Annotated in this window: 24 protein-coding genes; 5 read left to right on the top strand and 19 right to left on the bottom strand. The window is 53.8% G+C overall.

Features of this window, described 5'->3' with window-relative positions:
- Positions 1–6: 6 nt before the first annotated feature.
- A complete protein-coding gene (locus ACW44H_RS11335; protein WP_457504569.1) occupies positions 7–825 on the bottom strand; it encodes a DUF1206 domain-containing protein in 819 nt (272 codons plus the stop codon).
- 111 nt (positions 826–936) lie between these two features.
- Positions 937–1,857, bottom strand: a complete 921-nt coding sequence (locus tag ACW44H_RS11330; protein ID WP_457504567.1) for a glutaminase — start codon at positions 1,855–1,857, stop codon at positions 937–939.
- A 215-nt stretch (positions 1,858–2,072) separates the two neighbouring features.
- Here ACW44H_RS11330 and ACW44H_RS11325 point away from each other — a divergent pair, with 215 nt between their 5' ends.
- Positions 2,073–2,930, top strand: a complete 858-nt coding sequence (locus ACW44H_RS11325; protein WP_457504566.1) for a bifunctional transcriptional activator/DNA repair enzyme AdaA — start codon at positions 2,073–2,075, stop codon at positions 2,928–2,930.
- Between the two features lie 72 nt (positions 2,931–3,002).
- Here ACW44H_RS11325 and ACW44H_RS11320 read toward each other — a convergent pair whose 3' ends face one another.
- From ACW44H_RS11320 to ACW44H_RS11295, 6 genes are read right to left on the bottom strand one after another with little or no spacing between them, the layout of a single operon-like run.
- Entirely contained in the window at positions 3,003–3,869 is an 867-nt protein-coding gene (locus tag ACW44H_RS11320) for a phosphodiesterase (protein WP_457504565.1), read from the bottom strand.
- Complete coding sequence (locus ACW44H_RS11315) at positions 3,862–4,944, bottom strand: ABC transporter ATP-binding protein (RefSeq protein WP_457504564.1); 1,083 nt, start codon at positions 4,942–4,944, stop codon at positions 3,862–3,864. Before ACW44H_RS11315 ends, ACW44H_RS11320 begins: the two co-directional genes overlap by 8 nt.
- Before the next feature lie 23 nt (positions 4,945–4,967).
- Positions 4,968–5,756: an ABC transporter permease gene (locus tag ACW44H_RS11310; RefSeq protein WP_457504562.1), complete on the bottom strand. Its 789-nt coding sequence runs from the start codon at positions 5,754–5,756 to the stop codon at positions 4,968–4,970.
- Entirely contained in the window at positions 5,753–6,649 is an 897-nt protein-coding gene (locus tag ACW44H_RS11305; RefSeq protein WP_457504561.1) for an ABC transporter permease, read from the bottom strand. Before ACW44H_RS11305 ends, ACW44H_RS11310 begins: the two co-directional genes overlap by 4 nt.
- A gap of 2 nt (positions 6,650–6,651) precedes the next feature.
- On the bottom strand, positions 6,652–7,683 hold the full coding sequence (locus tag ACW44H_RS11300) for an ABC transporter substrate-binding protein (RefSeq protein WP_457504559.1): 1,032 nt from the start codon (positions 7,681–7,683) through the stop codon (positions 6,652–6,654).
- Positions 7,684–7,694: 11 nt separating this feature from the next.
- A complete protein-coding gene (locus ACW44H_RS11295; RefSeq protein ID WP_457504557.1) occupies positions 7,695–8,717 on the bottom strand; it encodes a substrate-binding domain-containing protein in 1,023 nt (340 codons plus the stop codon).
- Between the two features lie 202 nt (positions 8,718–8,919).
- Here ACW44H_RS11295 and ACW44H_RS11290 point away from each other — a divergent pair, with 202 nt between their 5' ends.
- Positions 8,920–10,386 carry a cobyric acid synthase gene (locus ACW44H_RS11290; RefSeq protein WP_457504556.1) on the top strand — a complete coding sequence of 489 codons (1,467 nt, stop codon included), beginning with the start codon at positions 8,920–8,922 and terminating at the stop codon, positions 10,384–10,386.
- Here ACW44H_RS11290 and ACW44H_RS11285 read toward each other — a convergent pair.
- Complete coding sequence (locus ACW44H_RS11285; protein WP_447045570.1) at positions 10,346–10,744, bottom strand: RidA family protein; 399 nt, start codon at positions 10,742–10,744, stop codon at positions 10,346–10,348. The genes ACW44H_RS11290 and ACW44H_RS11285 overlap by 41 nt on opposite strands.
- Positions 10,745–10,914: 170 nt before the next feature.
- On the opposite strand from ACW44H_RS11285, the gene ACW44H_RS11280 reads away from it, so the two are divergent.
- Entirely contained in the window at positions 10,915–11,478 is a 564-nt protein-coding gene (locus tag ACW44H_RS11280; RefSeq protein ID WP_457504555.1) for a hypothetical protein, read from the top strand.
- A 121-nt stretch (positions 11,479–11,599) separates the two neighbouring features.
- Positions 11,600–12,133 carry a cytochrome b gene (locus tag ACW44H_RS11275; RefSeq protein WP_457504553.1) on the top strand — a complete coding sequence of 178 codons (534 nt, stop codon included), beginning with the start codon at positions 11,600–11,602 and terminating at the stop codon, positions 12,131–12,133.
- A gap of 7 nt (positions 12,134–12,140) precedes the next feature.
- Here ACW44H_RS11275 and ACW44H_RS11270 read toward each other — a convergent pair whose 3' ends face one another.
- From ACW44H_RS11270 to ACW44H_RS11260, 3 genes are all read right to left on the bottom strand, one after another.
- Complete coding sequence (locus ACW44H_RS11270; protein ID WP_113269570.1) at positions 12,141–13,322, bottom strand: vWA domain-containing protein; 1,182 nt, start codon at positions 13,320–13,322, stop codon at positions 12,141–12,143.
- Between the two features lie 3 nt (positions 13,323–13,325).
- Positions 13,326–14,180 carry an AAA family ATPase gene (locus ACW44H_RS11265; RefSeq protein WP_457504551.1) on the bottom strand — a complete coding sequence of 285 codons (855 nt, stop codon included), beginning with the start codon at positions 14,178–14,180 and terminating at the stop codon, positions 13,326–13,328.
- Positions 14,181–14,290: 110 nt separating this feature from the next.
- On the bottom strand, positions 14,291–15,055 hold the full coding sequence (locus ACW44H_RS11260; protein WP_457504550.1) for an SDR family oxidoreductase: 765 nt from the start codon (positions 15,053–15,055) through the stop codon (positions 14,291–14,293).
- 614 nt (positions 15,056–15,669) lie between these two features.
- Between ACW44H_RS11260 and ACW44H_RS11255 the strand changes: the two genes are divergently transcribed.
- Entirely contained in the window at positions 15,670–16,263 is a 594-nt protein-coding gene (locus ACW44H_RS11255) for an OmpW/AlkL family protein (RefSeq protein ID WP_457504548.1), read from the top strand.
- A gap of 104 nt (positions 16,264–16,367) precedes the next feature.
- On the opposite strand, the gene pepQ is transcribed toward ACW44H_RS11255, so the two are convergent.
- The 7 genes from pepQ to ACW44H_RS11220 form a co-directional block, all read right to left on the bottom strand.
- Positions 16,368–17,666 carry a Xaa-Pro dipeptidase gene (gene pepQ / locus ACW44H_RS11250; protein ID WP_457504546.1) on the bottom strand — a complete coding sequence of 433 codons (1,299 nt, stop codon included), beginning with the start codon at positions 17,664–17,666 and terminating at the stop codon, positions 16,368–16,370.
- Positions 17,667–17,729: 63 nt separating this feature from the next.
- On the bottom strand, positions 17,730–18,641 hold the full coding sequence (locus ACW44H_RS11245) for a LysR family transcriptional regulator (protein ID WP_457504545.1): 912 nt from the start codon (positions 18,639–18,641) through the stop codon (positions 17,730–17,732).
- Between the two features lie 49 nt (positions 18,642–18,690).
- Positions 18,691–19,749, bottom strand: a complete 1,059-nt coding sequence (locus ACW44H_RS11240) for an ABC transporter ATP-binding protein (RefSeq protein ID WP_457509009.1) — start codon at positions 19,747–19,749, stop codon at positions 18,691–18,693.
- Between the two features lie 17 nt (positions 19,750–19,766).
- Complete coding sequence (locus ACW44H_RS11235) at positions 19,767–20,783, bottom strand: ABC transporter ATP-binding protein (RefSeq protein ID WP_113269576.1); 1,017 nt, start codon at positions 20,781–20,783, stop codon at positions 19,767–19,769.
- A 7-nt stretch (positions 20,784–20,790) separates the two neighbouring features.
- On the bottom strand, positions 20,791–21,747 hold the full coding sequence (locus ACW44H_RS11230) for an ABC transporter permease (RefSeq protein ID WP_457504543.1): 957 nt from the start codon (positions 21,745–21,747) through the stop codon (positions 20,791–20,793).
- Positions 21,744–22,793 carry an ABC transporter permease gene (locus ACW44H_RS11225; protein WP_457504541.1) on the bottom strand — a complete coding sequence of 350 codons (1,050 nt, stop codon included), beginning with the start codon at positions 22,791–22,793 and terminating at the stop codon, positions 21,744–21,746. The genes ACW44H_RS11230 and ACW44H_RS11225 overlap by 4 nt, the downstream gene beginning before the upstream one ends.
- Positions 22,794–22,976: 183 nt before the next feature.
- Positions 22,977–24,557, bottom strand: coding sequence for an ABC transporter substrate-binding protein (locus tag ACW44H_RS11220; RefSeq protein ID WP_457504540.1), 1,581 nt, complete (start codon positions 24,555–24,557; stop codon positions 22,977–22,979).
- Positions 24,558–24,739 lie beyond the last annotated feature (182 nt).

The following is a 24,739-nucleotide window of genomic DNA, read 5'->3' as shown; positions in this document are numbered from 1 at the left end:
AAGTGACTACATGCTGGCATTAATGCGGCGGTAGACAGCTGCTAATAGGCTGTAGAGGCCAAACGCAAACAGACCTATAGCGACAATGGCTAGTAGCCATTGACCGTATACTTGGCTACGCAGCGCGGTAAATACTTCAGCCGTACCACCTGCCTCACTAGGATTGAATTGGTAAGCGGCAATAATAAAGAAGCAACCTACGATGGCAAATACAATCCCGCGAGTCACCAAACCAAAACGGCAGATTGGGTAAGCCCATTTCTGCGTTTGCGTTGGCATAGCGAAGTGTTTATGAAATTTGGCCTTGAAGCCTTTGAACACATGAGAGATGCCAACGCCGATCAAGATTATTCCGACTGCGCCTACCAGCCAGCGGCCGAAAGGCTGTTGCATCAGCCAGCTAGCCATTCCCTGTGAGCCCCCACCCGAGCCCCCAGAAGAGCCGCCAAATTGGAAGATGAGGGTTGCCGCAAAAAAAGCTAATAGGGTATGCGTAACAGCGCTCACCATTAAGCCAGTACGAATGGCAATGCCCTTAGCGTCAGTGCCGTGGTGGTCGGCGTCTTTGATCGCTTGTATCGTGCGCCACAGGGCATAGCAAACCAAGCCCAATGCAATGAGGCCTAATAATATTTTCCCGAAGGGGGCAGCGAGCACCCTCTCTAAAGCACCGCGACTGCCTTCTGTTTGGCCACCTTGACCAAACGCCGCCAGTGCGGCGAGACCGCCAACTAAGAGATAGACGATGCCTCGAGAGGCGTACCCCAGGCGCGCGAAGATTTTAATCGCATCACGGTGATCGGGGTTACTCATATCATTGGCCATGGTGTCCTCCTGACTAATAATGGCATTGTAAAATGTCCGTATCTGGCTAGCTATACTGTGGGACCAACCTACTATTGTCCAGCTTAGGTTAAGTCGACGGAGATGCGTACTTTAATGCCCAAACACTGACCAGCCCGTACGTTGCACAAACATTTCGAGCGCCTGGGTGCCTAGCAGGCTGTTGCCGTAGGCGTCCAATCCCGGGGACCAAACAGCAACGGAACCATGGCCTGGCGCGATGGCGAGTATGCCGCCGCCTACGCCACTTTTGCCGGGCAAGCCAACGCGAAAGGCAAACTCACCGGACGCATCGTAGTGTCCACACATCATCATTAATGAGTTAATGCGCCGTGCCCGCTGGGGCGCCACTACGCGAATGCCGCTGGGTTCGTTCACGCCATCTGAGGCCAGGAACAAACCTGCATGGGCGAGTTGTTCGCAGCTCATGGCGATGGCGCATTGATGGAAGTAGGTACCCAGAACCTTATCGACATCGTGGCGAAGATGGCCAAACGCTTTCATGAAATGCGCGAGTGACGCATTGCGGTCGCGGTGGGCCATTTCGGAAGCGGCCACCGCATGATCAAAGTAAATGCTGTCGTCATCGGCGATATAGCGTACAAAGCTAAGAATCTCGCCCAGGGTCTCTTTGGGCTCGTGGCCCATCATGATCGCATCGACCACCGCAATGGCCCCGGCATTGATAAACGGGTTACGCGGTTTACCGCTTTCGTGTTCAAGCTGCACGATGGAGTTGAAGGGATCACCTGAGGGCTCGCGGCCTACTTTTGACCACAGCGAATCACCCACTTGCCCCAATGCAATGGTCAGCGTAAATACTTTAGAGATACTCTGAATCGAGAAGGGCGTGGTAGCACAACCTGCCGAGTAAACGTTGCCATCCACGGTGGCGAGCGAAATAGCAAACTGCTGTGGGTCAACATGGCCAAGCTCGGGAATATAGTTTGCGACCTTGCCGCGCTCCTCTGCTTTTGCCATGGCTGTCGCAATGTCGTTGATCAAATCTTGCATGGGCTTATCGGATACCCTCTATTGAGGCGGAACTTCACTCTAGCGGGAAATAGGCAATGTGTCTTTTGTACATCACCGTCATCCTAACGCTAAAACAGTGAGTGATTATTCGCTAGTGATTGAGCAAGATTCGGGTCGGCAAGCGCGCCTCGATCCCTTAGGCTATCAGCATAAGCACTTAGAAAACCTATAACAGGGCGCTCAGTGAGGCAAAAATGAACGATTATGCGCGTATCGAAAAAGCCATGGCTTATATGGTAGCTCATGCAGCGACGCAGCCTAACTTGGAAACGGTGTCTGCTCACGTTCATCTGAGCGCTTTTCACTTCCAACGACTGTTTTGCCGTTATGTAGGGATTAGTCCCAAGCGCTTTTTACAGGCGCTCACGTTAGAGCGGGGCAAGCGGCTGATGCAATCTTCCACTTCGCTGTTGGATATTGCTCATTCCCTGGGGCTTAGCGGTGGCTCGCGGCTTTATGATCACTTTGTTCAGCTAGAGGCTGTCACCCCGGGTGAATATAAGCGCCAGGGCGAGGGCGTTGAGATTACTTATGGCGTGCATGAAACGCCCCTTGGTCATATTTTTGTGGCCATAACGCCTCGCGGGATCTGCCGCATGGGCTTTGTCGATGCTACCAGTGCCGACGATTTGCTGGCACGACTTGCCAAGGAGTGGCCGCGCAGTACGTTCCACCATAACCCCGTTGCTACGCGCTACGCGGTGGAGGCGATTTTTGCCAAGTCAGAAGAGTCGCCAGCGTCTTTGTCATTGCACGTGACAGGCACTAACTTTCAAGTGGCGGTTTGGCGGGCATTACTGACGATTCCCGAGGGGCAATGGGTTAGCTATACACATATTGCTCAGGCACTGGGAGCGCCTAACTCCTCCCGAGCGGTAGGCAACGCCGTCGGCGCCAACCCGATTGCTCTTTGGATTCCCTGCCATCGGGTGATTCAACAAAGTGGTGCGCTAGGCGGCTACCGTTGGGGAATAGCTAAAAAGCAAATGGTGCAAGCTTGGGAGTTGGCGCAATTGGATACTACAACATCTGAGGCTGAGCTCTCTTTGTAGCGTGACCGATTGCTTTCCAACGTAACCTTGTGCTGTTTTCCGCTGATGAGTTGGTGGTTTATCAAGCGTGCCTTAGTCAATTAACCCGTTGGCGTCAAAAAACGGAAAAGGGCCAGGATAGCGCTTGATAAATCCCTGGTGAGTCACCATGCCGTTAGCCGCCGACCACTGATGCAGCAAGTAACCAGGAGGCTCTAACTGAAAGCTGGAGGGGCCGTTTGGCGTGAGATCCAAACTCACCTGATGGGAAACCCCGGGGCAGCTAATCGCCAAGGTGTTGGCAAAGCGGGCCTGAATGCTCCGGTGTAGATGCCCGCAGAGCACACGCTCGACCTGGGCATGTTTGCCAATGGCGTCGGCTAGCGCGTCTGGTCGCTTGAGCGGCTGGCGATCCATATGGTCGATGCCACTAACAAACGGGTGGTGATGCACCATGACCAGCGTCGGTTTTTCGGGTTGCTCTGCCAGCTTAGTGTCTAGCCACTGCAGGCTTTCATCGCTTAGCTCCCCGTAGGGTTTACCCGGCACCGATGAGTCGAGCCCTACAATGCGTACCGGATAGTCATCCACGACCCATTGTAAATAGTCGCGGTGCTGAAATAGATAACGGTGCTCGGTAAAGGCAGCGCGCAGATGTTCGCGGTTATCATGATTGCCAGGGATCAAGTACACGGGCAGCGTTAACTCAGCCAGGATCTGCTTAAAGGTGGCGTACTCGCTAGGGTGGCCAAAATCAACCAAGTCACCGCTAATCAGTACCAGGTCGGGGCGCGGCGCTAGCTGATTGAGCGTGCTGATTGCTTGGCGCAGGGCACTGGCGGTATCTACCTGCCGGTAAGAGAGTTTACCGCCCGCCTTGATATGCGGATCGCTAATCTGGGCGATAAGGCATTGCTGGGCATGAGGGGCTTTCTTAATGTTTAAACCTTGATCAGCCATTGGCCATCTCCTTGGCATTAACAGGGGCAGTGGGCTTATCTGGATGAAAAAGCACGCTAGAAGGGAGTGCCAAACCAATCGCGGTACCATTTGGCCAACGCTGGCGGGAGGGTGCTTCAATCTTGAGTGGCGAAGCGCCGCCAGTGTCTACCATCAGGCGTTGGGTCTGCCCTAGGAAAATGCTCTGTACCACTTTGCCTTTTATATCGGCTTGGCTTAGCGGTACTACCTGGATATCTTCTGGTCGGCAGTAAACCGTAGTGACTCCCTGCAAATGATTAGCGATGAGTTCGCCCCCATGCATTATTAGCCCACCATCAGCTCGTGTACCGATCACTTCCAGGCAATTAACCGCACCAATAAAGTCCGCCACAAAGGCGTTGGCCGGTTGGTGGTAAATCTCCTGCGGTGTGCCTAGCTGCGCAATGCGCCCGGCTTGCATTACCGCGATGCGGTCACCCAAGGCCATCGCCTCATCTTGATCGTGGGTGACGTAAACCGCCGTGGTGCCAAGCTTTCGCAGTAGCTGGCCAATTTCAATTCTCAGGCGATCACGAAGTTTGGCGTCGAGAGCTGCCAATGGCTCATCAAACAGCAGCACCTTGGGGCGAACAGCAATCGCACGGGCAAGCGCCACGCGCTGCTTTTGGCCACCGGAGAGGGCGTCGATTCTCCGCTCGCCAAAGCCTTGTAAGTCAACCATATGCATGACTTCGTCAAGCCTTTGGGCAATCTCGGCACGTGGCAAACGCTGTATTTTCAGGCCATAGGCAATATTGTCGGCAACGCTCATGTTGGGGAAGAGCGCGTAGTTTTGAAACACCATTCCCACGTCGCGCTTCTCAATCGGCAGCGCAGTGATATCACGCTCCCCAAACAGCACTTGTCCGCCTTGGTCGGGGCTTTCCAGACCGCTAATAATGCGCAGAGTGGTGGTTTTGCCGCAGCCGGAAGGGCCCAGCAGTACCAGGGTTTCACCGGCATTAACCTGCAAGTCAAGCGGCTGGAGCGCCGTGTTGCCACCAGCAAAGGTGCGGCTGCATTGGTTTAGCGTAATACTGACAGATGAACTCATAACGGATTCTCAAATAATAAAACTTAGTGGCGCTGCTCGGTGAGTCGGCCCGCCCACTGAATCGCCACCAGCAAGGGCACGACCATGACCAGAAATATCAGCGTGTAAGCCGACCCAACTTCCAGGCGCATGGAGGCGTAGCTGTCGGCCAAGCCGACCGGGAGCGTCTTGGTCAAGGGGGTGTGCAGCATCCAGGTAATGTTGAATTCACCGATCGATAGGGTGACCACCATCAGCGCCCCCGCCAAAATACCGCTCATACAGTTGGGGATGACCACCCCGAAAAAGCGTTGCCTGAAACTGGCGCCTAAGCTGGCGGCGGCTTCTTCCAGTTGGGGAAGCTTGGCGGTCTGCATCACGGAGAGCACCGCGCGCACCATAAAGGGCAAGGTAAACAGCACATGGCCAATCAAAATAAATAGCCAGCTGCCGCGAAATTCACGGTAGCTGCCATAGACGAGCAGTAGGGCAAGCGCGGTGGCCAGCCCAGGCACGGCAACCGGTAGCAGCAGGAGTTCTTCGATCGCGTTGGCCCAGCGGCGGCGGCTGCGCAGCAGGCCATAGGCGGCGGGTACGCCAATCAGGGTCGTGATTAGTAAGCAGGCCAGCGCCAGTTTAATGGAGAGCCAGATGGTATCGGCGTAGAGCTGCCACACCTCATTCACCCAGCGCAGCGTTAAGCCACTCTGCAGGCCAACAAAGTAGTTCTCGGTTAGCCCCGCCATGACTGACATTGCGACAGGCACGATCATGAACAGGCACACCAGCAGGGTGAAGCCCAATTGCAACGTAAAGCGTAGACGCGATTTCATACGGAGGCTCCCAGGTTGCCGCCTGCCAGCCTGCGGGCAAGGCTCAATGCCATCCACGTAATCACGCCCAGCACCACCGAAAGCGCGGCGGCCATGGCAAAATTGGCGTAGTTGGTGAATTCACCGTAGATATTGAGCGGCAGAATGCTTAACCGCGTGCCCAGGGTAAACGCCGTACCAAAGGCGCCCATGCTGGTCGCAAAGCAGATAGCACCGGTTGAGAGCAGCGCGGGCGCAATGCCAGGCACGATAACGTCTTTGGTGACCTGCCAGGTGTTAGCGCCTAACGAGCGGGCGGCTTCTTCAAGACTTTGATCCAGGTTGTCGCAGGCAGCCATCACCGTGGTAATGACACGAGGGATGGAGAAGTAGAGGTAACCAATAAATAGCCCGGCCAGTGAGTAGGCGAACATCCAGCGCTCGCCAAACAGCCACAGGCTAGTCTGCGCCAAGGCGCCTTGACGCCCTCCCAGCATGATGACCAGAAAGCCCACCACCACGCCTGGAAAAGCCAGCGGAAAAGTGAGGATAGCCACTAGTATGGATTTGCCAAAAAATCGCTGACGGGCGAGAAAAAATCCAGCAATGCCCGCAATGGCAACGGCTACCAGTGACACTACCAGCGAGAGACCAACGGTGGTCGCTAGACTAATTAAGTACTGACGATGGGTGAGAATAGTTAAATACGCGCTAATACCGCTGCTTGGGTCAGCCTCGGCGCCCATCATGATCAGACGCGAAAAAGGCAGTAGCCAAAAGGCGCAGAAAATCACCAGGGCAGGCAGTAAAGTAAACATTGCGATAAGGCTTTTTCGACGCGCGGGCCCCACCATGATCTGACGACTATTGACGAAAGAAGCAGCCCCGGAGGGCTGCTTGGATGCCGCTGTCATGATTAACGAACCTCCGACAGATAACGCTCAGAGAAGCTACGTTGAGCAGCCGCCATAGCGGTGTAGTCGAGAGCTTCGGCGCGGGCATACTCGCTATCGGGCAGAAAGACTTCGCGCGCTTCAGGGGAGATGGCGCTGGCGCGCACAGGGCGTAGGTAAGCATCAGCCCATACCGCTTGGCCTTGGTCAGAGAGCACAAAATCAAGCACTTGCTGGCCGTTTTCGGGGTTAGGGCCATCTTTCACCAAGCTCATAACATAAGGCACCACCACGCTACCCTCTTCGGGAATCACAAACTCAACGTTGGCACCATCGCTGTGGCGGGCGCGGTAAGCGTTGAAGTCGTAATCGAGCAGGATGGGTATCTCGCCGGAAAGAACTCGCGCGTAGCTGGTTTGCTTGGGCACAATCGGGTCGTTTTCGGCGAGCTGATTGAAGTAGTCGATCGCTGGGGTGAAGTCGTTAAGATCGCCACCCATGGCTAGGTTGACCGCCACGGCACCGACATAGCCGACAAAGGCACTGGCCGGGTCAAGGTAACCCACCATGCCGCGATACTCAGGCTTGAGCAGGTCTTCCCAGGAAGTGGGCACCGGCGCGCCATCCAAGGCGTCGACGTTGACCATAAAACCGAGGGTGCCGGAGTGGATGGCAAACCAGTTACCTTCGGGGTCTTTCAGGCCTTCGGGTATCTCGTCCCAATGGGCAGGCTGGTAGGGCGTCACTACGTCCTCTTCCATGGCTTGAATGCCGAAGGTCACTCCGTAGTAAACGACATCAGCCACCGGACTACTTTCTTCAGCAACTAATTGTGCTAGGGATTGTCCGGAATTTTTGTTGTCTTGGGGCACGCGAATGCCGGTCTCCTGTTCGATCAAACGCAGCTGAGTACCCCAATCCGCCCACTCTGGCGGGCAGTTGTAGCAGATCGCGTTGTCGCTTGATTGGGCAGTAGCGACCCCTGACGCACTGATAACCGCCGTGGCCAGTAACGCTTGATAAAGATGCTTAAGGTTCATGCGATTAAGACTCATACCGTGTTCCTCTAGGAAGTGCTTAACGTGGACTTACGGGATGTCGGGATTCCGACACTTTCGCCCTGACGCAATGCGTGGGGCAGGGGAGTAGGTGTGCATTCTTCTCCCCGAATCATGGCTAGCAAGGTGTGCACCGCGGTGCGCCCAATGTCGGCGCGTGGTTGCTCAATGGTGCATAGCGACGGGTAGAGGTGTTTGCCTAATGCAATGCCGTCAAAACCCATTACAGAAAGATCGCCAGGCACGCTAAATCCTGCGCGTTGCAGTTCGCCAATCAGGCTGATAGCGAGCAGGTCATTGGTACAGATAACTGCGCTGAGAGCGTCTGGGCCTTGCAGTGCAGGTATTAGGCTTGCGAGGTCAGCTTGGGTATGGCGGGCCATCTCAACGAGCGGACGGGCGATCAGGCCTGCCTCGCGCATAGCGTGGCAGTAACCGTCAAAACGCTGTTGGGCACGGTCTGATTGCAATAGCGGGCCAGCGACCATACCAATCCGTTCATGGCCCAGGGTGATTAAATGGCGGGTGGCATCAGCACTGGCGGCACGGTTATCGACGCCGATGGAGGGAAAGCTGCTGTTGCCGGGTGGGTTGTAGACCAGTAAGCACGGTGTATTTTCTAAACGCAGCTTGTCCAGCACGGCGCTGTTATCGGCTTCTGCCACGGTAAGCACCAAGCCGTCCACGCGCTGGCGCAGCATCTCCTCAACAATGTCACCCTCGCGGCTGGGCGAGTATTCGCTGGTGGTAACGATTAGTGAGTAACCAGACGCACGTGCTGCTACTTCCATGGCTTGTAGCTGTTCGGCAAACACTGGGTTATCGAGACTGGGCACCATCACGCCGATCATCTGCGTCGCTTGAGAGCGAAGCTGTTGGGCGATTTTATTTGGCCTAAACGCAAGCTGCTGGGCAGCGTTAAACACCTTTTGCCGGGTAGCGGGGCGTACCAAATCGGGACTTGAAAAAGCTCGCGCCGCAGTTGCCCTAGACACCCCGGCGAGTTTGGCCACACTGAGTAAATCTGCCATGGGGATACCTGTTATTAATGCAATGAGATCGATCTCATTTGTTAGGTATCAGCCTAGAGATGGCATATGACGAATTGATGGCGATAAAAAGTATTTTTGATTATTAAAGGAATTAGGGTGCTTGAGCGGAGACTGAACACATTGCGCCCCTTAGCGCCTCCCGCTAAAGTCTTGCTCTTGTTCAACTGGGCGAGACCTCTCTATGGCCACACTGATGATTCAAGGCACCACCTCGGATGCGGGTAAAAGCACCGTGGTGGCAGCCCTTTGCCGCGCGTTGGCAAGGCGTGGGATATCAGTGGCGCCGTTTAAACCCCAGAACATGGCGCTTAATAGCGCAGTGACTCAGGACGGCGGCGAGATTGGCCGCTCTACGGCCTTACAAGCACAAGCCTGCTATTTAGCACCCCACAGCGATATGAATCCGGTATTGCTAAAGCCGGAAACCGATCGTGGCGCCCAGGTGATTTTACGCGGCAAAGTTCATGGCCATATGGATGCTCTGGATTACCACGCTTTTAAACGCACCGCTAAAGAGAGCGTAATGGCCGCGTGGCAAGCGTTAGAAAGCCGCTTTGATGTGGTTATCGCCGAAGGGGCGGGCAGCCCGGCCGAAATCAATTTGCGTAAAGGCGATATCGCCAATATGGGCTTTGCCGAAGCGGTAGATTGCCCGGTATTACTGGTGGGTGATATTGACCGTGGCGGAGTATTCGCCCAATTGGTGGGTACGCTGGCGCTATTGAGCGAGAGCGAACAGGCGCGCACCAAGGGCTTTATTATCAATCGCTTTCGGGGTGATATAGCACTGCTAAAACCTGGGCTCGAGTGGTTGGAGGAACGCACTGGAAAACCAGTGTTTGGAACATTGCCTTATCTGCAGGGGCTGGTACTCGATGCAGAAGACAGCATTGGTTTAATCCAAGGCGAAAAAGCCAGCCAGACGCTTAACGTGATCGTTCCCGCGCTACCGCGCATCAGTAACCATACCGACTTTGACCCCTTGAGGTTACATCCCCAGGTCGCGATGACGTTTATCCGGGCCGACCAGCCAATTCCTGCCGCCGATGTGATTATGCTGCCCGGCAGTAAAAGTACCGCTAGCGATCTTGAATGGCTGAAACGCCAGGGCTGGGATAAGGCAATCCAGCGTCACTTGCGTTATGGCGGCAAAGTGCTGGGTATTTGCGGTGGTTTTCAAATGCTGGGCGAATGGGTAGATGACCCTGACGGCCTGGAGGGAAAACATGAAAAAGTAGCGGGTTTAGGGCTTTTACCCCTTACCACCCGCATGGTGGCAGGTAAGCAGCTGCGCAATGTGATTGGTTCAACGGTGGCGGAGGGCGCTACCGTTACCGGCTATGAAATCCATAACGGCGTAAGCGAAGGGGCAGCGCTTAGTTCACCGCTATTTAATATAGAAGGCCGACCAGAGGGGGCGATCAGTGAGGATGGACAAATCTTTGGTACCTATCTCCATGGCTTATTTGATCACCCCGATGCCTGCCACGCGCTGTTAAAGCAACTGGGCCTCGCTGACGGCGAGCAAAGCGATTACCAAGCTCACCGAGAGCGTGAACTTGATCGCCTGGCGGATATGCTGGAAGCCCATGTAGATATTGAGGCTGTTATTGCTCTGATAGGTGTTGGCGTTTCGCCATCACGGTAATTTCAATACTGCTACCGCCGCTGAGATTGGGTGATTCTGTGCAGGTACGGGCGGGGTATCGGCCGGGTTCAAAGTATTCGGCATATACGCTATCCATGTCTTGGATAGCGTGTAAATCAGTCAGATGGATATCCACTCGCACTATATCCGCGACGCTGCCACCTTCCAGCTCAAGCATGCGGGATAGGGCGCGCATTACAAGGCGGGTCTCTTCTTTAACGTTTCCACGTGCAGCATGGCCGTTAGAGAGATCGGCGACAGTTAGCCCAGAAATAAACACATAGTGATCATCGACGACTATATGGCTGCCGGGAAAACTGGGTGTCGGCATGGTAGGGTCATTGGTAAAGGTGGGCATGCTAGCTCCTTCTAAGTCAATGGTCACATTTACAGTTACTTCCGACAGGTACTTCAGAGCTGTGTTCAGTAACAGTGTAAATGAAGAGGCTTATCGTGTTGTACAATGCTCTGTCAAAACCGCTGTGATTGCTCTAGGCTTGCGGCTTTTCAGTCGGCGAGATAATTCAAATGAAGGTCGTACACGTTAACGCAGAGGCCCAGCGCAATGCTTGTCTGGCGCGATTATGCGCTGAAGTATACGGACAAGAAGCGGGTCTAACGCCGCTGGTCGTGTTCACCGGCACCTGCAGTGTATTTTTCCCGCAAGAAGCCGCGCGTCTATTTGCTGCCGTTGATGGCAACGGTAAGCCTCAAGCATTGGCGCTGCTAGTGCTGGACGAAGAGGGCGAGGGCATGACCGTTACGCATGCCTGCGCACTTAACCAGGCCGATGCCCAGCAGCGCTTGATTAGTGAACTTACCTTAAAGGCGCCGTTGCGTGTCGAAGTCAATAACGCTGAGCAAGAAGCATTTTACCAAAAAAGCGGCATTAAGCGTTGGTTTGGTGGGGCGGACGGAAAGCGAATTGGCTTAGGAGCACGACATCCCGCTAAAAATATTAATGAACTGGCACCTACTCTGGCGCTGGATAAAGATCTCATCCTACGCCGTTTCAAACACGACCCTAAGAGTTTTGAGTCGGCCAAACAGGCATTTATAAAAGGCTTAAACGATTTCCCGCAGGTCCTCTAATACTTCTGTAAAACGTTGCGTTCCATTTCTGACAACCATTTTGCACGTTGTTGTCATGATGTTGCTCGTTTGACTGGGTAAACTAGACCTAACATTTGTTAATTATGTTAAGGGAAAATGTATGTCGTTAACTGTTATGGATACCCCTATTCGCTACGGAGCGATAAGCCGTTTGCTGCACTGGGGGATGGCGCTGCTGTTTGCGTGGCAATTTACCAGCGCGACGGCGCACTGGCTGTTCCCAGATACCCCTTTTGAAGATTTTTTTTGGGGTACTCACTACCCTATAGGCGTGTTGCTGCTTACGTTAGCCGTGCTGCGTGCTATGTGGGCATTAGCCAATGTGTCGCGCCGCCCGCCTTCATTGAGCGTGATGGCGAAGCTGGGACACTTTGCGCTCTACGGCTTAATGATCGCTGTACCCACCATTGCGCTTATTCGCCAGTATGGTTCAGGTCGTTCGCTTGACGTCTTTGGCATTAATTTAATGACAGGTTTTGAAGGAGAGGAAATTACCTGGATGACGGATCTGGGTGGTTTATTGCATGGTGAACTGGGTTGGACACTATTGGCATTGATCGCCGGGCACATCGTGATGGCCATCCTACATCGCCAACTGACCCACCACGATGTGCTATCGCGCATGATCCGTTAAGTTCAGCTTACTTCTTTGCCAGTTCGCGCATGGCGGTTTCCAGTCCCTCCATGGTCATGGGGTACATGCGGTCATCGATGATCTCGCGGATCAGTTGGGTCGAGTAGGTGTACTCCCAGGCCCGGGGCGGCATCGGGTTAAGCCACGCCAGACGGGGAAACGTCTCGCATAGACGCTTAAGCCACACGCCGCCCGCTTCGTCGTTAAAGTGCTCTACGCTGCCGCCGGGGTGGGTGACTTCGTAAGGCGACATAGCGGCATCGCCAACAATCACCACCTGGTAATCCGCACCGTAGGTGTGCAGCACGTCCATGGTGGGGATGCGCTCATTACCCCGGCGTAGGTTATTGCGCCAAACCCCTTCGTAAAGGCAATTATGGAAGTAGTAGTGCTCCAGGTGCTTAAACTCTGAGCGGGCGGCAGAGAACAGCTCTTCGCAGACGCGGATATGGTCATCCATCGAGCCGCCCACATCCAAAAACAGCAGCACCTTCACCGCGTTATGGCGCTCTGGGCGCATCTGCACGTTGAGTAGCCCGGCGTCCTTGGCGGTTTCGCGGATAGTGCTATCAACGTCAAACTCCTCTAACGCCCCTTGGCGGGCAAACTTGCGCAGGCGGCGCAGCGCCATTTTGATATTGCGCGTGCCTAATTCCAGAGAATCATCGTAATCGCGGAAGCGTCGCTCGTCCCAGACCTTGGTGGCGCGGCGGTGGCGCGAGCCATCCTGGCCAATACGGATACCTTCTGGATTGTAGCCGTAGGCGCCAAAAGGGCTGGTTCCGCCGGTGCCGATCCATTTATTGCCACCCGCGTGGCGCTCTTTTTGCTCCTCCAGGCGTTTTTTGAACGTCTCAATGAGTTCTTCGAGGCCGCCCAGGGATTCGATTTTGGCTTTCTCTTCATCCGTTAGCTGCTTCTCAAACTCCCGGCGTAGCCAGTCATCGGGAATCAGCGCCTCAATAGCGGCATCCATGTCCTCCAGGCCTTTGAACCAGGCGGCGAAGGCACGATCAAAGCGGTCAAAATGGCGCTCGTCTTTGACCATCACCGTGCGGGCCACTTGATAGAAGGCTTCCATGTCGGCGAACACCACACCGCGCTCCACCACGGCGTGAAGGTCCAGCAGTTCGCGTAGTGATACCGGAACTCCCGCACGCTTTAATGTTTCAAATAGGCCAATAAACATGGCTTAGCGGCCTGTGCCTTTCTGACGACGGATCATAAACGCCAGACGCTCAAGCAGTTGGGTGTCCTGCTCGTTTTTAACCAGTGCGCCCGCCATGGGCGGCAGCGCTTTGGCCGGGTCGCGGTTGTAGAGTGCTTCTTGGGCAATATCGTCAGCCATCATTAGCTTGAGCCAGTCGACGAGTTCAGACGTGGACGGCTTTTTCTTAAGTCCGGGTGCTTTACGCAGATCGAAAAATACCTCTAAGGCTTCGCTGACAAGCCGGGGGGCGATATCCGGAAAGTGAACATCGACAATCGCCTGCATGGTCTCGCGGTCGGGGAACTCAATGTAGTGGAAAAAGCAGCGGCGTAGGAACGCATCCGGCAGCTCTTTTTCGTTGTTTGAGGTGATGATGATAATCGGGCGCTGCTCGGCGCGGATGGTTTCGCCGGTTTCGTAAACGTGAAACTCCATACGATCCAGCTCTTGTAGCAAATCGTTGGGGAATTCGATATCGGCCTTGTCGATCTCGTCGATCAGTAGCACCACCCGTTGATTGGCGGTAAAGGCTTCCCACAGCTTGCCGGGCTTGATGTAGTTGGCGACATTTTCTACACCTTCAACGCCTAGCTGGGAGTCACGCAGGCGGCTGACGGCATCGTACTCGTATAAACCCTGGGCCGCCTTGGTGCTGGATTTGATATGCCAGGTAATCAACTGAGTATTGAGAGATTCAGCCAGCTCTTCGGCCAGCAGGGTTTTGCCGGTGCCCGGCTCGCCTTTGATCAATAGCGGCCGTTCGAGCACCACAGCCGCGTTCACTGCCTGTTTAAGCGCATCGGTTGCGATATAAGAAGAAGTGGATTCAAACGCCATGGGAGAGCCTCGGCTTGTCGGAAGCGGGTTTATAAATGGATAAACGGATTCAAACAAGTGTACGTGAGGGTGCCCAACATGGGCAATGGAGGCGCTATCTAATGCAGCTATCACTCGGCATAGATCATTTTGCGGGTCATGCCACCATCAACCACAAAGTTCTGGCCGGTAATGAAACTAGCTTCCTTAGAGAGAAGATAGTGGGTGAGGGATGCAATATCGTTAGGTGTGCCCACGCGCCCGGCTGGGTGCTGCTCGCGATCAATGGAGCGGTGTTCAACGGGCTGCTGGCGTGCTGGCTTTTGCCAGTCGCCCACTTCTATCCAGCCCGGGCTAATCGCATTCACGCGAATGTCGGGTCCAAGGCTAATCGCTAACGCGTGTGTCAGGGCGATAATGCCGCCTTTACTGGCGGCGTAGGCCTCGGTATCAGGTTCAGACTGAAAGGCGCGTGAAGACGCCATAAGTACCATGCTGCCTTGCTGTTTGCGTAGGTGCTTCGCTGCGTATTTAGCACATAGAAATGCGCCGGTGAGGTTGGTATTTAAATACGCTTGCCAGGCCGCGAGCTCCAGGTTCTCCATCGGCCCGTGAAACGGGTCGGCAATACCTGCGTTATGCACTAAGCCATCCAGTTGACCAAAATGACTCACCGCCTGGGTAATGCTTTTCGATACCTGTTGTTCATTACCTGCGTCCGCGACCAGCGCTAATAAGTATTCGCTGTAAGGCAGCCGAGCTTTTGCTGCGCTAAGCGCTTCTTCATCAATGTCCGTGATTACCACACGGTGTCCGGCGATCAGCAGGTGGTGGGCAATACCTAGGCCAATTCCCTGCGCGCCACCGGTAACGTAAATAGTCTTGGCTTCTTGCATTGGCTACCTTCCTTAGCAGTTGAATCTAGATCCATTGGCGAAGCAATAGTCTTAATATGACTAGAAGATGACGCTATTAAGTTTCAAACGCAATACATCGGCCTCTATGAGGAGACCACATTCTATTCGTGCTGACTCGTTATGAGGCAAAGCGGCCTGAAAATGCGCAGCTTTGGTGCGCTTAGCTTGCTGCCGTTCATCTCAGGGCGAGATTTTTCGATCTGTATATACTTAATTTGTTGTTTCATATTGTAATTATAAGTATTGGCACATGAATCGCAATATATATGGCAAAGGATGAGTGAATAGAGAAGTTAAGGCTAGTGTTGACAGAAAGACGTAACGCTTCTCTCCCTTCTTCATCTAAATCGCTAACCTCTATTAGCGATAAACCGAGTGAGCTGGCGTGCTCCACCTAGGTCCCCTTCGGGGGACCTTTTTTTATGTTCATTAAAAATAAATAAAAAGCTAACAGCGCCAAATTACTTATATTAATATTTCACAGGATATTTGGAAACACTGTTCTTATACTATATACTGTATAGGAAAGTTGTAGAGTAGTACCGTAATCCCAAGCGCAAGGAACTAGCGCTGCCTAGGAGAGGATGACCCTGATGAGTAATATGAAACTGATTTCTGCCACTGTAATCACTGCTGGTTTTGCACTGGCAAGTCAAGCGGCTCTCGCTTATAACGCTGGCGACGTATTTGTTCGTGGTGGCGTTGCCCAAACGGACACGGGTTCAGGTAACGGCAATGTAGACGGTGATTCATTAAGTGTTGATGAAGCGCGCGGATTAACCTATGGCGTGGGCTATCTATTTACAGATAAGGTCGGTGCCGAACTCAACAGCTCCGAAGAATTCGAGCACGACTTGAGCGTAGACGGTTCAGGTGAAGGTAGCATTGATCGTTTACCGGTTAATCTACTGGTTAACTACTACCCGTTGGGCGGCTTGGATTCACGCGTGCAGCCTTACGTCGGTGCTGGTCTTAATTACACACATTTCTCCAGCGAGCCGAGCGGTTTGAGCGTTGATGAAAGCTACGGTGCAATTGGTCAAGTAGGTGTTGATCTGGCCGTGACTGACAACGTCATGCTCAATGGTTACGCAAGCTACGCTGACGTAAGCGCTGATATTAGCGGTGGTGGTGAAGTTGATATGGAACCCGTCACCATTGGCGGCGGTGTTACTTACCGCTTCTAATTTGTTGCTGATACGTTTAGCGGTTATCCAACGCCCGGCCTTGTGTGCCGGGCGTTGTTCATTTTAAAGCTTGGTAATGGCTTTATAAGACGGTTAGCGAGCGCTTAAGGCGTTAAGTTACTGAAACCGCTTTCTGTCACCACCACGTTATCTTCGATACGAATGCCACCGCAAGGCGAGAGCAGATCAACTAGCGCCCAGTTAATAGGCGATGAGGAGTTACGCAGCGGGGCGAGTAGCATGTCTATAAAGTAAAGTCCCGGTTCAATGGTTACTACCATGCCAGGGCGCAGCGTACGTGTAAGGCGTAGCGCTGGATGGTGTTCGGGTGCAGGCGCTGGTGAACCATCGGGGTGACGCAGGCCGGCGACATCGTGCACTTGAAGACCCAACGAATGACCTAATCCATGAGGGCAAAAAGCCCGTGTAACGCCTTCAGCAACGGCTTGCTCGGCGGTGCCTTTATACATATCGTGGGCCACTAATATCTCACCAAGGTGGCGATGCATTTGCTCGTGCAGGGCGATAAAGCTACCCCCTGGAGCTATGCCTCTGACCAGTTCCTCTTTTAAATCGTGCATTGCCGAGACCAGTTCGCCAAACACAGCGGGGGCATCGGGGCCAGCGTAAGTACGGGTAATATCGGCGCAGTATCCGCGGAAGCGACGACCCGCATCCACTAGCAGGCTGTAACGCTGTTTAGGGGCGTTGAGGTCGTAATGTTGGTAATGCAGTACGCCTGCATGGTCGTTTAAGCCAATAATATTTTGATAAGGTACGTTTGACTCGCGCTGACGACTAGCCGCTAAGTACGCCAGTTGAATATCTAACTCACCGGAGGCGCCAATAAAAGCGGCTTGCGCTGCTTGGTGTCCCGCTATTGATAAACGGTTGGCTTCACGGATACAGGCAATCTCATAAGGTGTTTTAAACAGCCGTAACTCATCAAGGACCCTAACAATATGCTCAGGCTGACATTGTGCCTTCAATGCTTGCTGTGTACTGGCAGCGAGTTGCCCGATATCGCCAATAACGGCGGCATTGCCGACCATGGCGGGTATGGTCTTTTCATTGCAAAAATGCACATCGAACTCTGATACCCAAGGTTCTTCCGGCAGATGTGTGGGTAAATGCCAAAAATCGGCGGGCGCATATAAGAACAGTTGGGGGCGTTTTTCCGGCTGAATTATCAGCCAGCTATGCTGCACATCGGCTAAGCCTACCCAGTGCATAAAATGCCCATAGGTCTGAAAAGGAGGCGCATGGTCGTCAGCGAAGTATTCGCTGGCATTACCACTGTAAATAGCCAGACTATCAAACCCGTGGTCATTCAAAATCTCTGCATAAGCGCGCTGTAGGTGTGCTACATGATCGCGCTGCAGGCTAAAAAGGGTGGTTGGCATGCACAGGTGTCCTTTCTTAAGTACGGGCTAATTTTGATTAATAACTGAGGCTTAAGTATCCGGTCAGGCACGTGGCGGAGCGAGCTCACTCCAGAATCCGTCAAGTTCCGCGTGATGATGGCTTTGGTGACGATATAGACGGAGTTCCATGGGTACATCCCAGCGGCTATCACCCGCTCTTACTAATGTCCCCTGGGCAAGTTCAGCAGCGACGTTGCGCTCAGGCAGCCAACTCATACCGTAACCAAGAAGCACCAGCTCTTTAATACCCGCCGCGTAGAGGTTTTCGCTTTGAGCCGTTAGATACGTGCTCTCGGGTAATCTGGCTAAGTGAGCCTTAACCGCAGACCCAAGTAGCCCGCGCTTGGGGTAGGCAAGCCAAGGCGCCGGTTGATGGCGTGACCCTGGCAGCAAAGCACAGGGTTCCCCAGCGGCAGTTAACCCGGTCACGGGAATCAGTCTTTCGTGTCCGATTACACGGTAGGTGCAGGCACTGGTATCGATATCCAGATCGCAGCGCCCTATAGGCCAGTAGCAAATAGCAAGGTCACACTCGGCCCGTGCCAGGGCTTGAAAATAGTCGTTGGCCACCCAGCCAGTGGCCCGCAGGTAGGGATGTACACGCTCTTGCCAACCGGTAGATGCGAGCCACTCGGGCAAAAAGTGAGGCAAAAGACTTTGCGGCGCAGCCACCATAATACGCCGCAGCTGGCCGGCATTAATTTCTCGAACACGGTCACGGGTCAGCCGCACTCGCTCGGTCACCTGTTCACACAGGGTTAAAAACTCCTCCCCGGCGGGGGTTAGCGAGAGTGGCAGCGTTTGACGATTAATTAACGTCACCCCCATTTCCTCCTCCAATAGCTTGATCCGCCGGGAGAAGGTAGGCTGAGTGACGTTTTGGTCATCTGCTGCACGCGAGAAATGGCGTGTCCTGGCCAGGGCGATAAAGTCTTCTAGCCAGCGTATTTCCATGCTTTACCCCTCAGCGTCGTTTTCCGCTGTGTTGTGAAAAGCGCCCGCCTCATAAACGCCCCTCCTCAACAGCGTGACACGCTACACGCGTGCCGTCATCTTGTGTCTGTAATAGGGGGATTTCTTGCTTACAGCGTGCATTAGCGTATGGGCAGCGGCCATGAAATACGCAACCGCTTGGCAGGTTAACCGGCGTCGGCACCTCGCCAGTAAGACGAATATGCTGTGGGCGATCATCCTTTAAGCGTGGAATCGCCGAAAGCAATGCTTGGGTGTAAGGGTGGCGCGGCTTTTCAAACAATGTGGCCGTGGTAGCAATTTCGCATACCGTGCCTAAGTACATGACCGCCACTCGGGTGCCAAAGTGCTCCACTACGGCGAGGTCGTGGGTAATGAACAGATAGGTCAGGTTGCGCTCTTGCTGAGCTTCCATCAGCAGGTTGAGCACCTGGGCTTGAATCGAGACGTCGAGCGCGGAGATAGGTTCATCGGCAACGATAAACTCAGGGTCAACAGCCAATGCCCGGGCAATAGCGATACGCTGGCGCTGACCACCGGAAAACTCGTGGCCAAAGCGCTTACCCCAGTCGGGGTCGATGCCTACCGAACGCATTACCTCTTCAACTTTGTCGAGAATCTGCGGCCGTTTCCAGTTGGGATGGTGCAGGCGAAGCGGCTCTTCCAGGGTCTGCTGTATGGTCATGCGCGGGTTGAGCGACGCATAAGGGTTCTGAAAGATCATCTGCATTCGCTTACGATAAGGCAGCAACTGTCGCGAACTTAAGTTATCAATACGATTGCCGTCGTAGCGAATTTCACCTTCTGACGGCGTCAAGAGCCCCATTACCGTTCGCGCTACAGTGGACTTGCCGCAACCCGACTCGCCTACCACACACAGTGCTTCGCCGCGTTTGATGTCCAGGTTAACGCCGTTAATGGCGTGGACGTGCTCTTGGTGACGAACCAGCTTGCCACCTTTAAAGCGCAGCTGGTCGAGAAAATCGCCCGAGAGAGAAAAGCGTTTTTTCAGATCGCGAATCTGCAGCAGTGAATCAGCGCTCTCTTCGTTCTGACGGGGAGTATGGGTCGGAATACGGTTGTCCGTCATGGCCTCAGCGGGGGCGTTCATGAGGTTTCCTCCTTCAAACGGCGATCTTCAAGCATTTCAGCCACCATATGACATGCCACACGGCAGTTACCGGATTCGACAAAGCCAGGCACTTGCTGCGTGCAGGCAGGGCGGGGCTGACCATCGGCACGATTGATAAAATCGCAGCGCGGATGAAACGCGCAGCCGCTAGGCAGGTTTGAGAGCGAAGGCATGCTGCCGCGAATCTGATTGAGCTTTTCGCCGGGCGTGGCCATCTGCGGTAGGGCGTTGATTAGCCCTTGAGTATAAGGATGTTGCGGGTCATTAATAATTTCCCGGGTGGGGCCTTGCTCAATCACCCGGCCCGCATACATAACCAGCATACGCTGAGTGACCTGGCTTACCACGCCTAGGTCATGGGTGATCAGAATAAGCCCCACATTGTGCTGCTCGCAGAGTTCAAGCAGCAGCGCCATGATCTCGGCCTGGATAGTCACGTCGAGCGCTGTGGTAGGCTCGTCAGCAATGATAATGTCCGGGTCGAGAAGCAGGGCTATTGCGATGATAATGCGCTGGCGCATACCGCCTGAAAGCTCATGGGGATACTGATCCAAGCGCGTATCCGGTGAGGGAATCTGCACCTGACGCAGCTTGTCTAACGCAATCGCGCGGGCCTCTTTAGAAGAGATACGCCGGTGCGCTTTTAAGCACTCAACCATTTGCTCGCCAATAGAAAGCACTGGGTTGAGTGTCATCATCGGATCTTGGAAGATCATCGAAATGCGATTGCCACGCACTTTGCGCAGGCCGCGCTCAGACATGCGGTTAAGCACTTGGCCATCAAAGTTAACCGTACCGCCCGCAATAAAGCCCGGCTTGGATATCAAGTTGAGGAGCGAGAACGCCGCGACCGACTTACCCGCGCCAGATTCTCCGACAATCCCCAGGCGTTCACCACGCTCAAGGGTAAAAGTAATGTCCCGCAGGGCGTGGACTTCGCCTTGGCGCAGCGCGAAGCGGACATCGAGATTGTTGACTTCAAGTAGTGCCATGGTGTCCTCAGCCTTTGTAGAGTCGTGGGTTCATGACATCACGCAGCCAATCGCCAAGTAGATTGATCGACAGCACCAGCACGACCAGCACTGCACCCGGAATCAAGGTGATCCACCAGGAGCCAGACTGGATATAGTCAAAGCCAGACTTAATCAGTGAGCCCAATGAGGGATGCGTTTCGGGCATCCCAAGCCCCAGAAATGACAGTGCCGCTTCAGAAATAATGGCGTTGGCAATCTGTACGGTCGAGATAACGAAGATCGGCGACATGGTGTTAGGCAGCACATGGCGGAACATAATCCGTTTGCTGCGCAGCCCCATCACGCGGGCGGCGTCTACGTACTCTTTATTCTTCTCAGCCAGTACAGAAGCGCGCACCGTACGCGCGTACTGCGGCCATTCGGCCAAGCCGATAATCAGGATCAGCATCATAACCGCGTATTGGCTATAAAAGGCGCTGCCCATGGTGGCCTTAACCAAGGCGCCTACCACGATAGCGACCATGAGGGTCGAAAAGGAGAGTTGTATATCCGCCAAGCGCATCAAAATAGTATCGATACGACCGCCGAGATAGCCCGCCATCAGGCCAAAAGTGACCCCTAGCAGTGCCTGCAAAATAACCGCGCCAAAGCCGATCAGCAATGAAACGCGCGTGCCATATAACACGATTGACCACAGATCCCGCCCTTGGGCGTCGGTGCCTAATGCGTAACGCTCATCGGCACCATCAATCCAGAAAGGTGGCAGCTCTGACGCCATGATATCGATTTGGGCCAGGTCGTAGGGGTTGGTTGGCGCCAGCAGCGGGGAGGCAAACGCGGCGATGACCATACAGATAAACACGGCCAAGCAGAGCTGGGCGGTGCGGTCACGCTTGAAGCTGTACCACATGTAGGAATCGCGCAGGCGCTCCCAGCGGCTGGGTGTGGCGCTCGCTGGGGAGGAGTTAGTTGAGGTGCTCATGCGGGCTTCCCAGTCAGTTTAACGGTGGGGTTCACCATGCCGTAGATGAGATCTACGATGGTGTTGGTGACGACAAAGATCACGCCGACGATCATTAAGTAAGTCACGATTAGCGGAATGTCAGCACGATTGATGGCATCCAAAAACATCAAGCCCATGCCCGGCCATTGGAAAACGGTCTCGGTTAAAATGGTATAGGCCACCATGGTGCCGATCTGCACACCACCCACGGTAATCACCGGTAGCATGGTGTTTTTAAGCGCATGAACGAAATAGACACGGCGCATTGAGATACCTTTGGCACGTGCGTATTTCACATATTCTGACTGCAGGACTTCCATCATTTCGGCACGAATCAAGCGAATAAACAGCGGAAGCATAATCGAGGCCAACGAGATAGCCGGTAGCACGAGATGCTGTAAGCCACTCCAGGTCGCAAGATTGGTATCCCACTCACCGGCTACATTGACTAAGTCATTACCGCGGCCAAAGGAGGGCATATTGCCTTCCGTCGAGAAGAAATCATTAAGCCACGCGCCCCAGCCGGTACTTTCGGGGAATAGCGTAACCGTAACGCCTATCGCAAAAATTTGAATAAGCACGATGGCGGTCAAGAATACCGGAATCGAAATACCAATAATGGAGACGCCCATAAACAATCGTGAAATCGGTGAGCGTGGTTTAATCGCGCTGTATACACCGATTGGCACTGAAAAAATCACAATAATCAGCGTGGCGGCAAACACCAGTTCCAGCGTGGCGGGTAAGTGGCGAGCAATGACTTCTAAGGCCGGTTCACGATAAAAATAAGAGTAGCCAAAATCGCCTTGAACGGCATTTTTAGCAAAGCGCGCGTATTGCACCAGGAAGGGATCATTCAGACCTAGGCGCTCACGTATTTCTTCACGCTCGCTTTCCGGCACTGACTGGCCGACCATCTGCTGCACGGGGTCACCCAGGTTATCCTGGATGGCGAAGGCCAGCACGCTGATGACAAACATCACCAAAATCGCGTGCATCAGCCGCTTGATTAAAAAGGCAATCATGGCGTACGCCACCTGTATGAAGGGTTCATCAAAGGGAGTAGAGCTTGTTCTATAGCACTCATTTAGCCGTTTACCGCCAAACAAAAGACTTCGCCCCCTAAGTGCTTAGGGAGCGAAGCATCCATGCAGTAAGTACTGCAGTGATTCGTTTAACGGTATGCCATCAACATACGATGGAGAGGATTACTCGTCGCTGGTGTCAATGACCAAGTCGCCCAGGTAGGGGAAGTCGATCGCATTGACCACCGGCTCAACGTCAACGCCATCCGCTGCGGCATAGGCAAGGTTCTGCCAGTGCAGCATGATGAAACCGACATCTTCGTACAGCATGGCTTCGGCTTCACGCAGCATTTCGTTGCGTTTTTCCAGATCCGTTTCGCTGTCTGCTTCAGTGACCAGGGCATCAATTTCTTCGTTGCAGTAGCTGCCGTAGTTGTACTGACCAGCGCCGGTTTCTTCATCGATGCAGAAGGAGAGGTACTGGAAGAAGTTGGCGCTGTCTTCGGTATCGGCGTGCCAACCGATCATCGCCATATCGGACTCGCGCGTATCGTATTCAGGCCAGTACTGGGCCAGCGGCATGGTACGCAATTCAACGTCGATATTAATTTGCGCCAGCATGTTCGCCACCGCTTGAGCGATTTGCGCATCGTTCACATAGCGGTTGTTGGGCGCGATCATTTCAACGGTGAAGCCATCTTCGTAACCGGCTTCTGCCATTAGTTCTTTCGCGCGTTCAACATCATAGCGTGGCGTTAAGTCTGGGTTATGACCAGAGTAGCCTTCGGGTGAGAACTGACCCGCTGGGTTAGCGAAGCCACGCATTAAACGGTCGGCAATGCCTTCCTGGTTAATGGCTAAGTCGACGGCTTGACGAACGCGGGGGTCCTGGAAGGCTTCGACGCGCTCTTCGTTCATCTGGAAGCCAATAATACGCGTACCGTCAATCTCAATCAGATTGACACCGTCTGCTTCACGGACACGGTCTAAATCGTTAGGCGGCACGGCATCAATGAAGTCAACGCCACCAGAAAGCAGCGCTGCAACGCGAGAAGCGTTTTCGGCAATCGGCGTTAATACGATCTCGGAAACATTGCCTTCGGTTTCGGTATCCCAGTAATCTTCAAAGCGCTCGAAATCGACACGCACGCCCTGGCGACGGTCGGTGACAACGAACGGGCCTGTGCCGGAAACATTGCGTGAAGCGAAGGAGTTACCCGCTTTGACGATTTCAGCTTTATCTTTGCCGTCTTCGGTTTCACCGGTATAGAACTCGCTATCCAGGGGGAAGATATAGGTAGCGAGGTTGAGCAGCAGTGGATAGGGCTCAGTCGTGACGATCTCAACGGTGTAGTCGTCAACGGCTTCGGCGCTGGCCACCGGCTCAAAGATGGCGCGGTAGTCAGGGCTCTCTTTCAGGCGTTCAATGGTCCAAACCACATCTTTGGCGGTGAATTCGTTACCGGAGTGGAAAGTCACGCCTTCACGCAGTGTCATGCGCATGGTGGTTTCGTCGACTTGTTCCCATTCGGTGGCTAAGCGCGGCTCGAACTGAAAGTCTTTTGTCCAGCGCACCAGCGGATCAAACGCCAGGTGGGAGAAGCGCAGCACGCCACCAGAAAGCTGCTCATGTAGGTCGAGGGTTTCAGGGTCAGCAGAGTAACCAATGCGGAGTGTTTCAGCACTTGCGGTCATTGGTAATAAGGTCGTACCCGCAACCACTGCGCCGATAACGGAAGCCAGTAGGGTCTTCTTGAACGTCATATTCGTTCCCTTGGATAGTTGTTTATTGTTCGTTTTACCACTGTTTTCTTGGTTCAAAACATTCGTAAAACCAAGAAAACGTCAGTAAAACAGACACGGTCAGCTCGTAAGCTATTCTTATAACTAGTTTGTTTTCACCACTAGTCTGTTTCTACAACCAAGCTGTTAGTACAACATAAGCT

It is taken from the genome of Vreelandella sulfidaeris Esulfide1 (assembly GCF_054072535.1).
The sequence above is the reverse complement of the archived record's forward strand: the minus strand, read 5'-3'. Positions and strand labels throughout refer to the sequence as shown.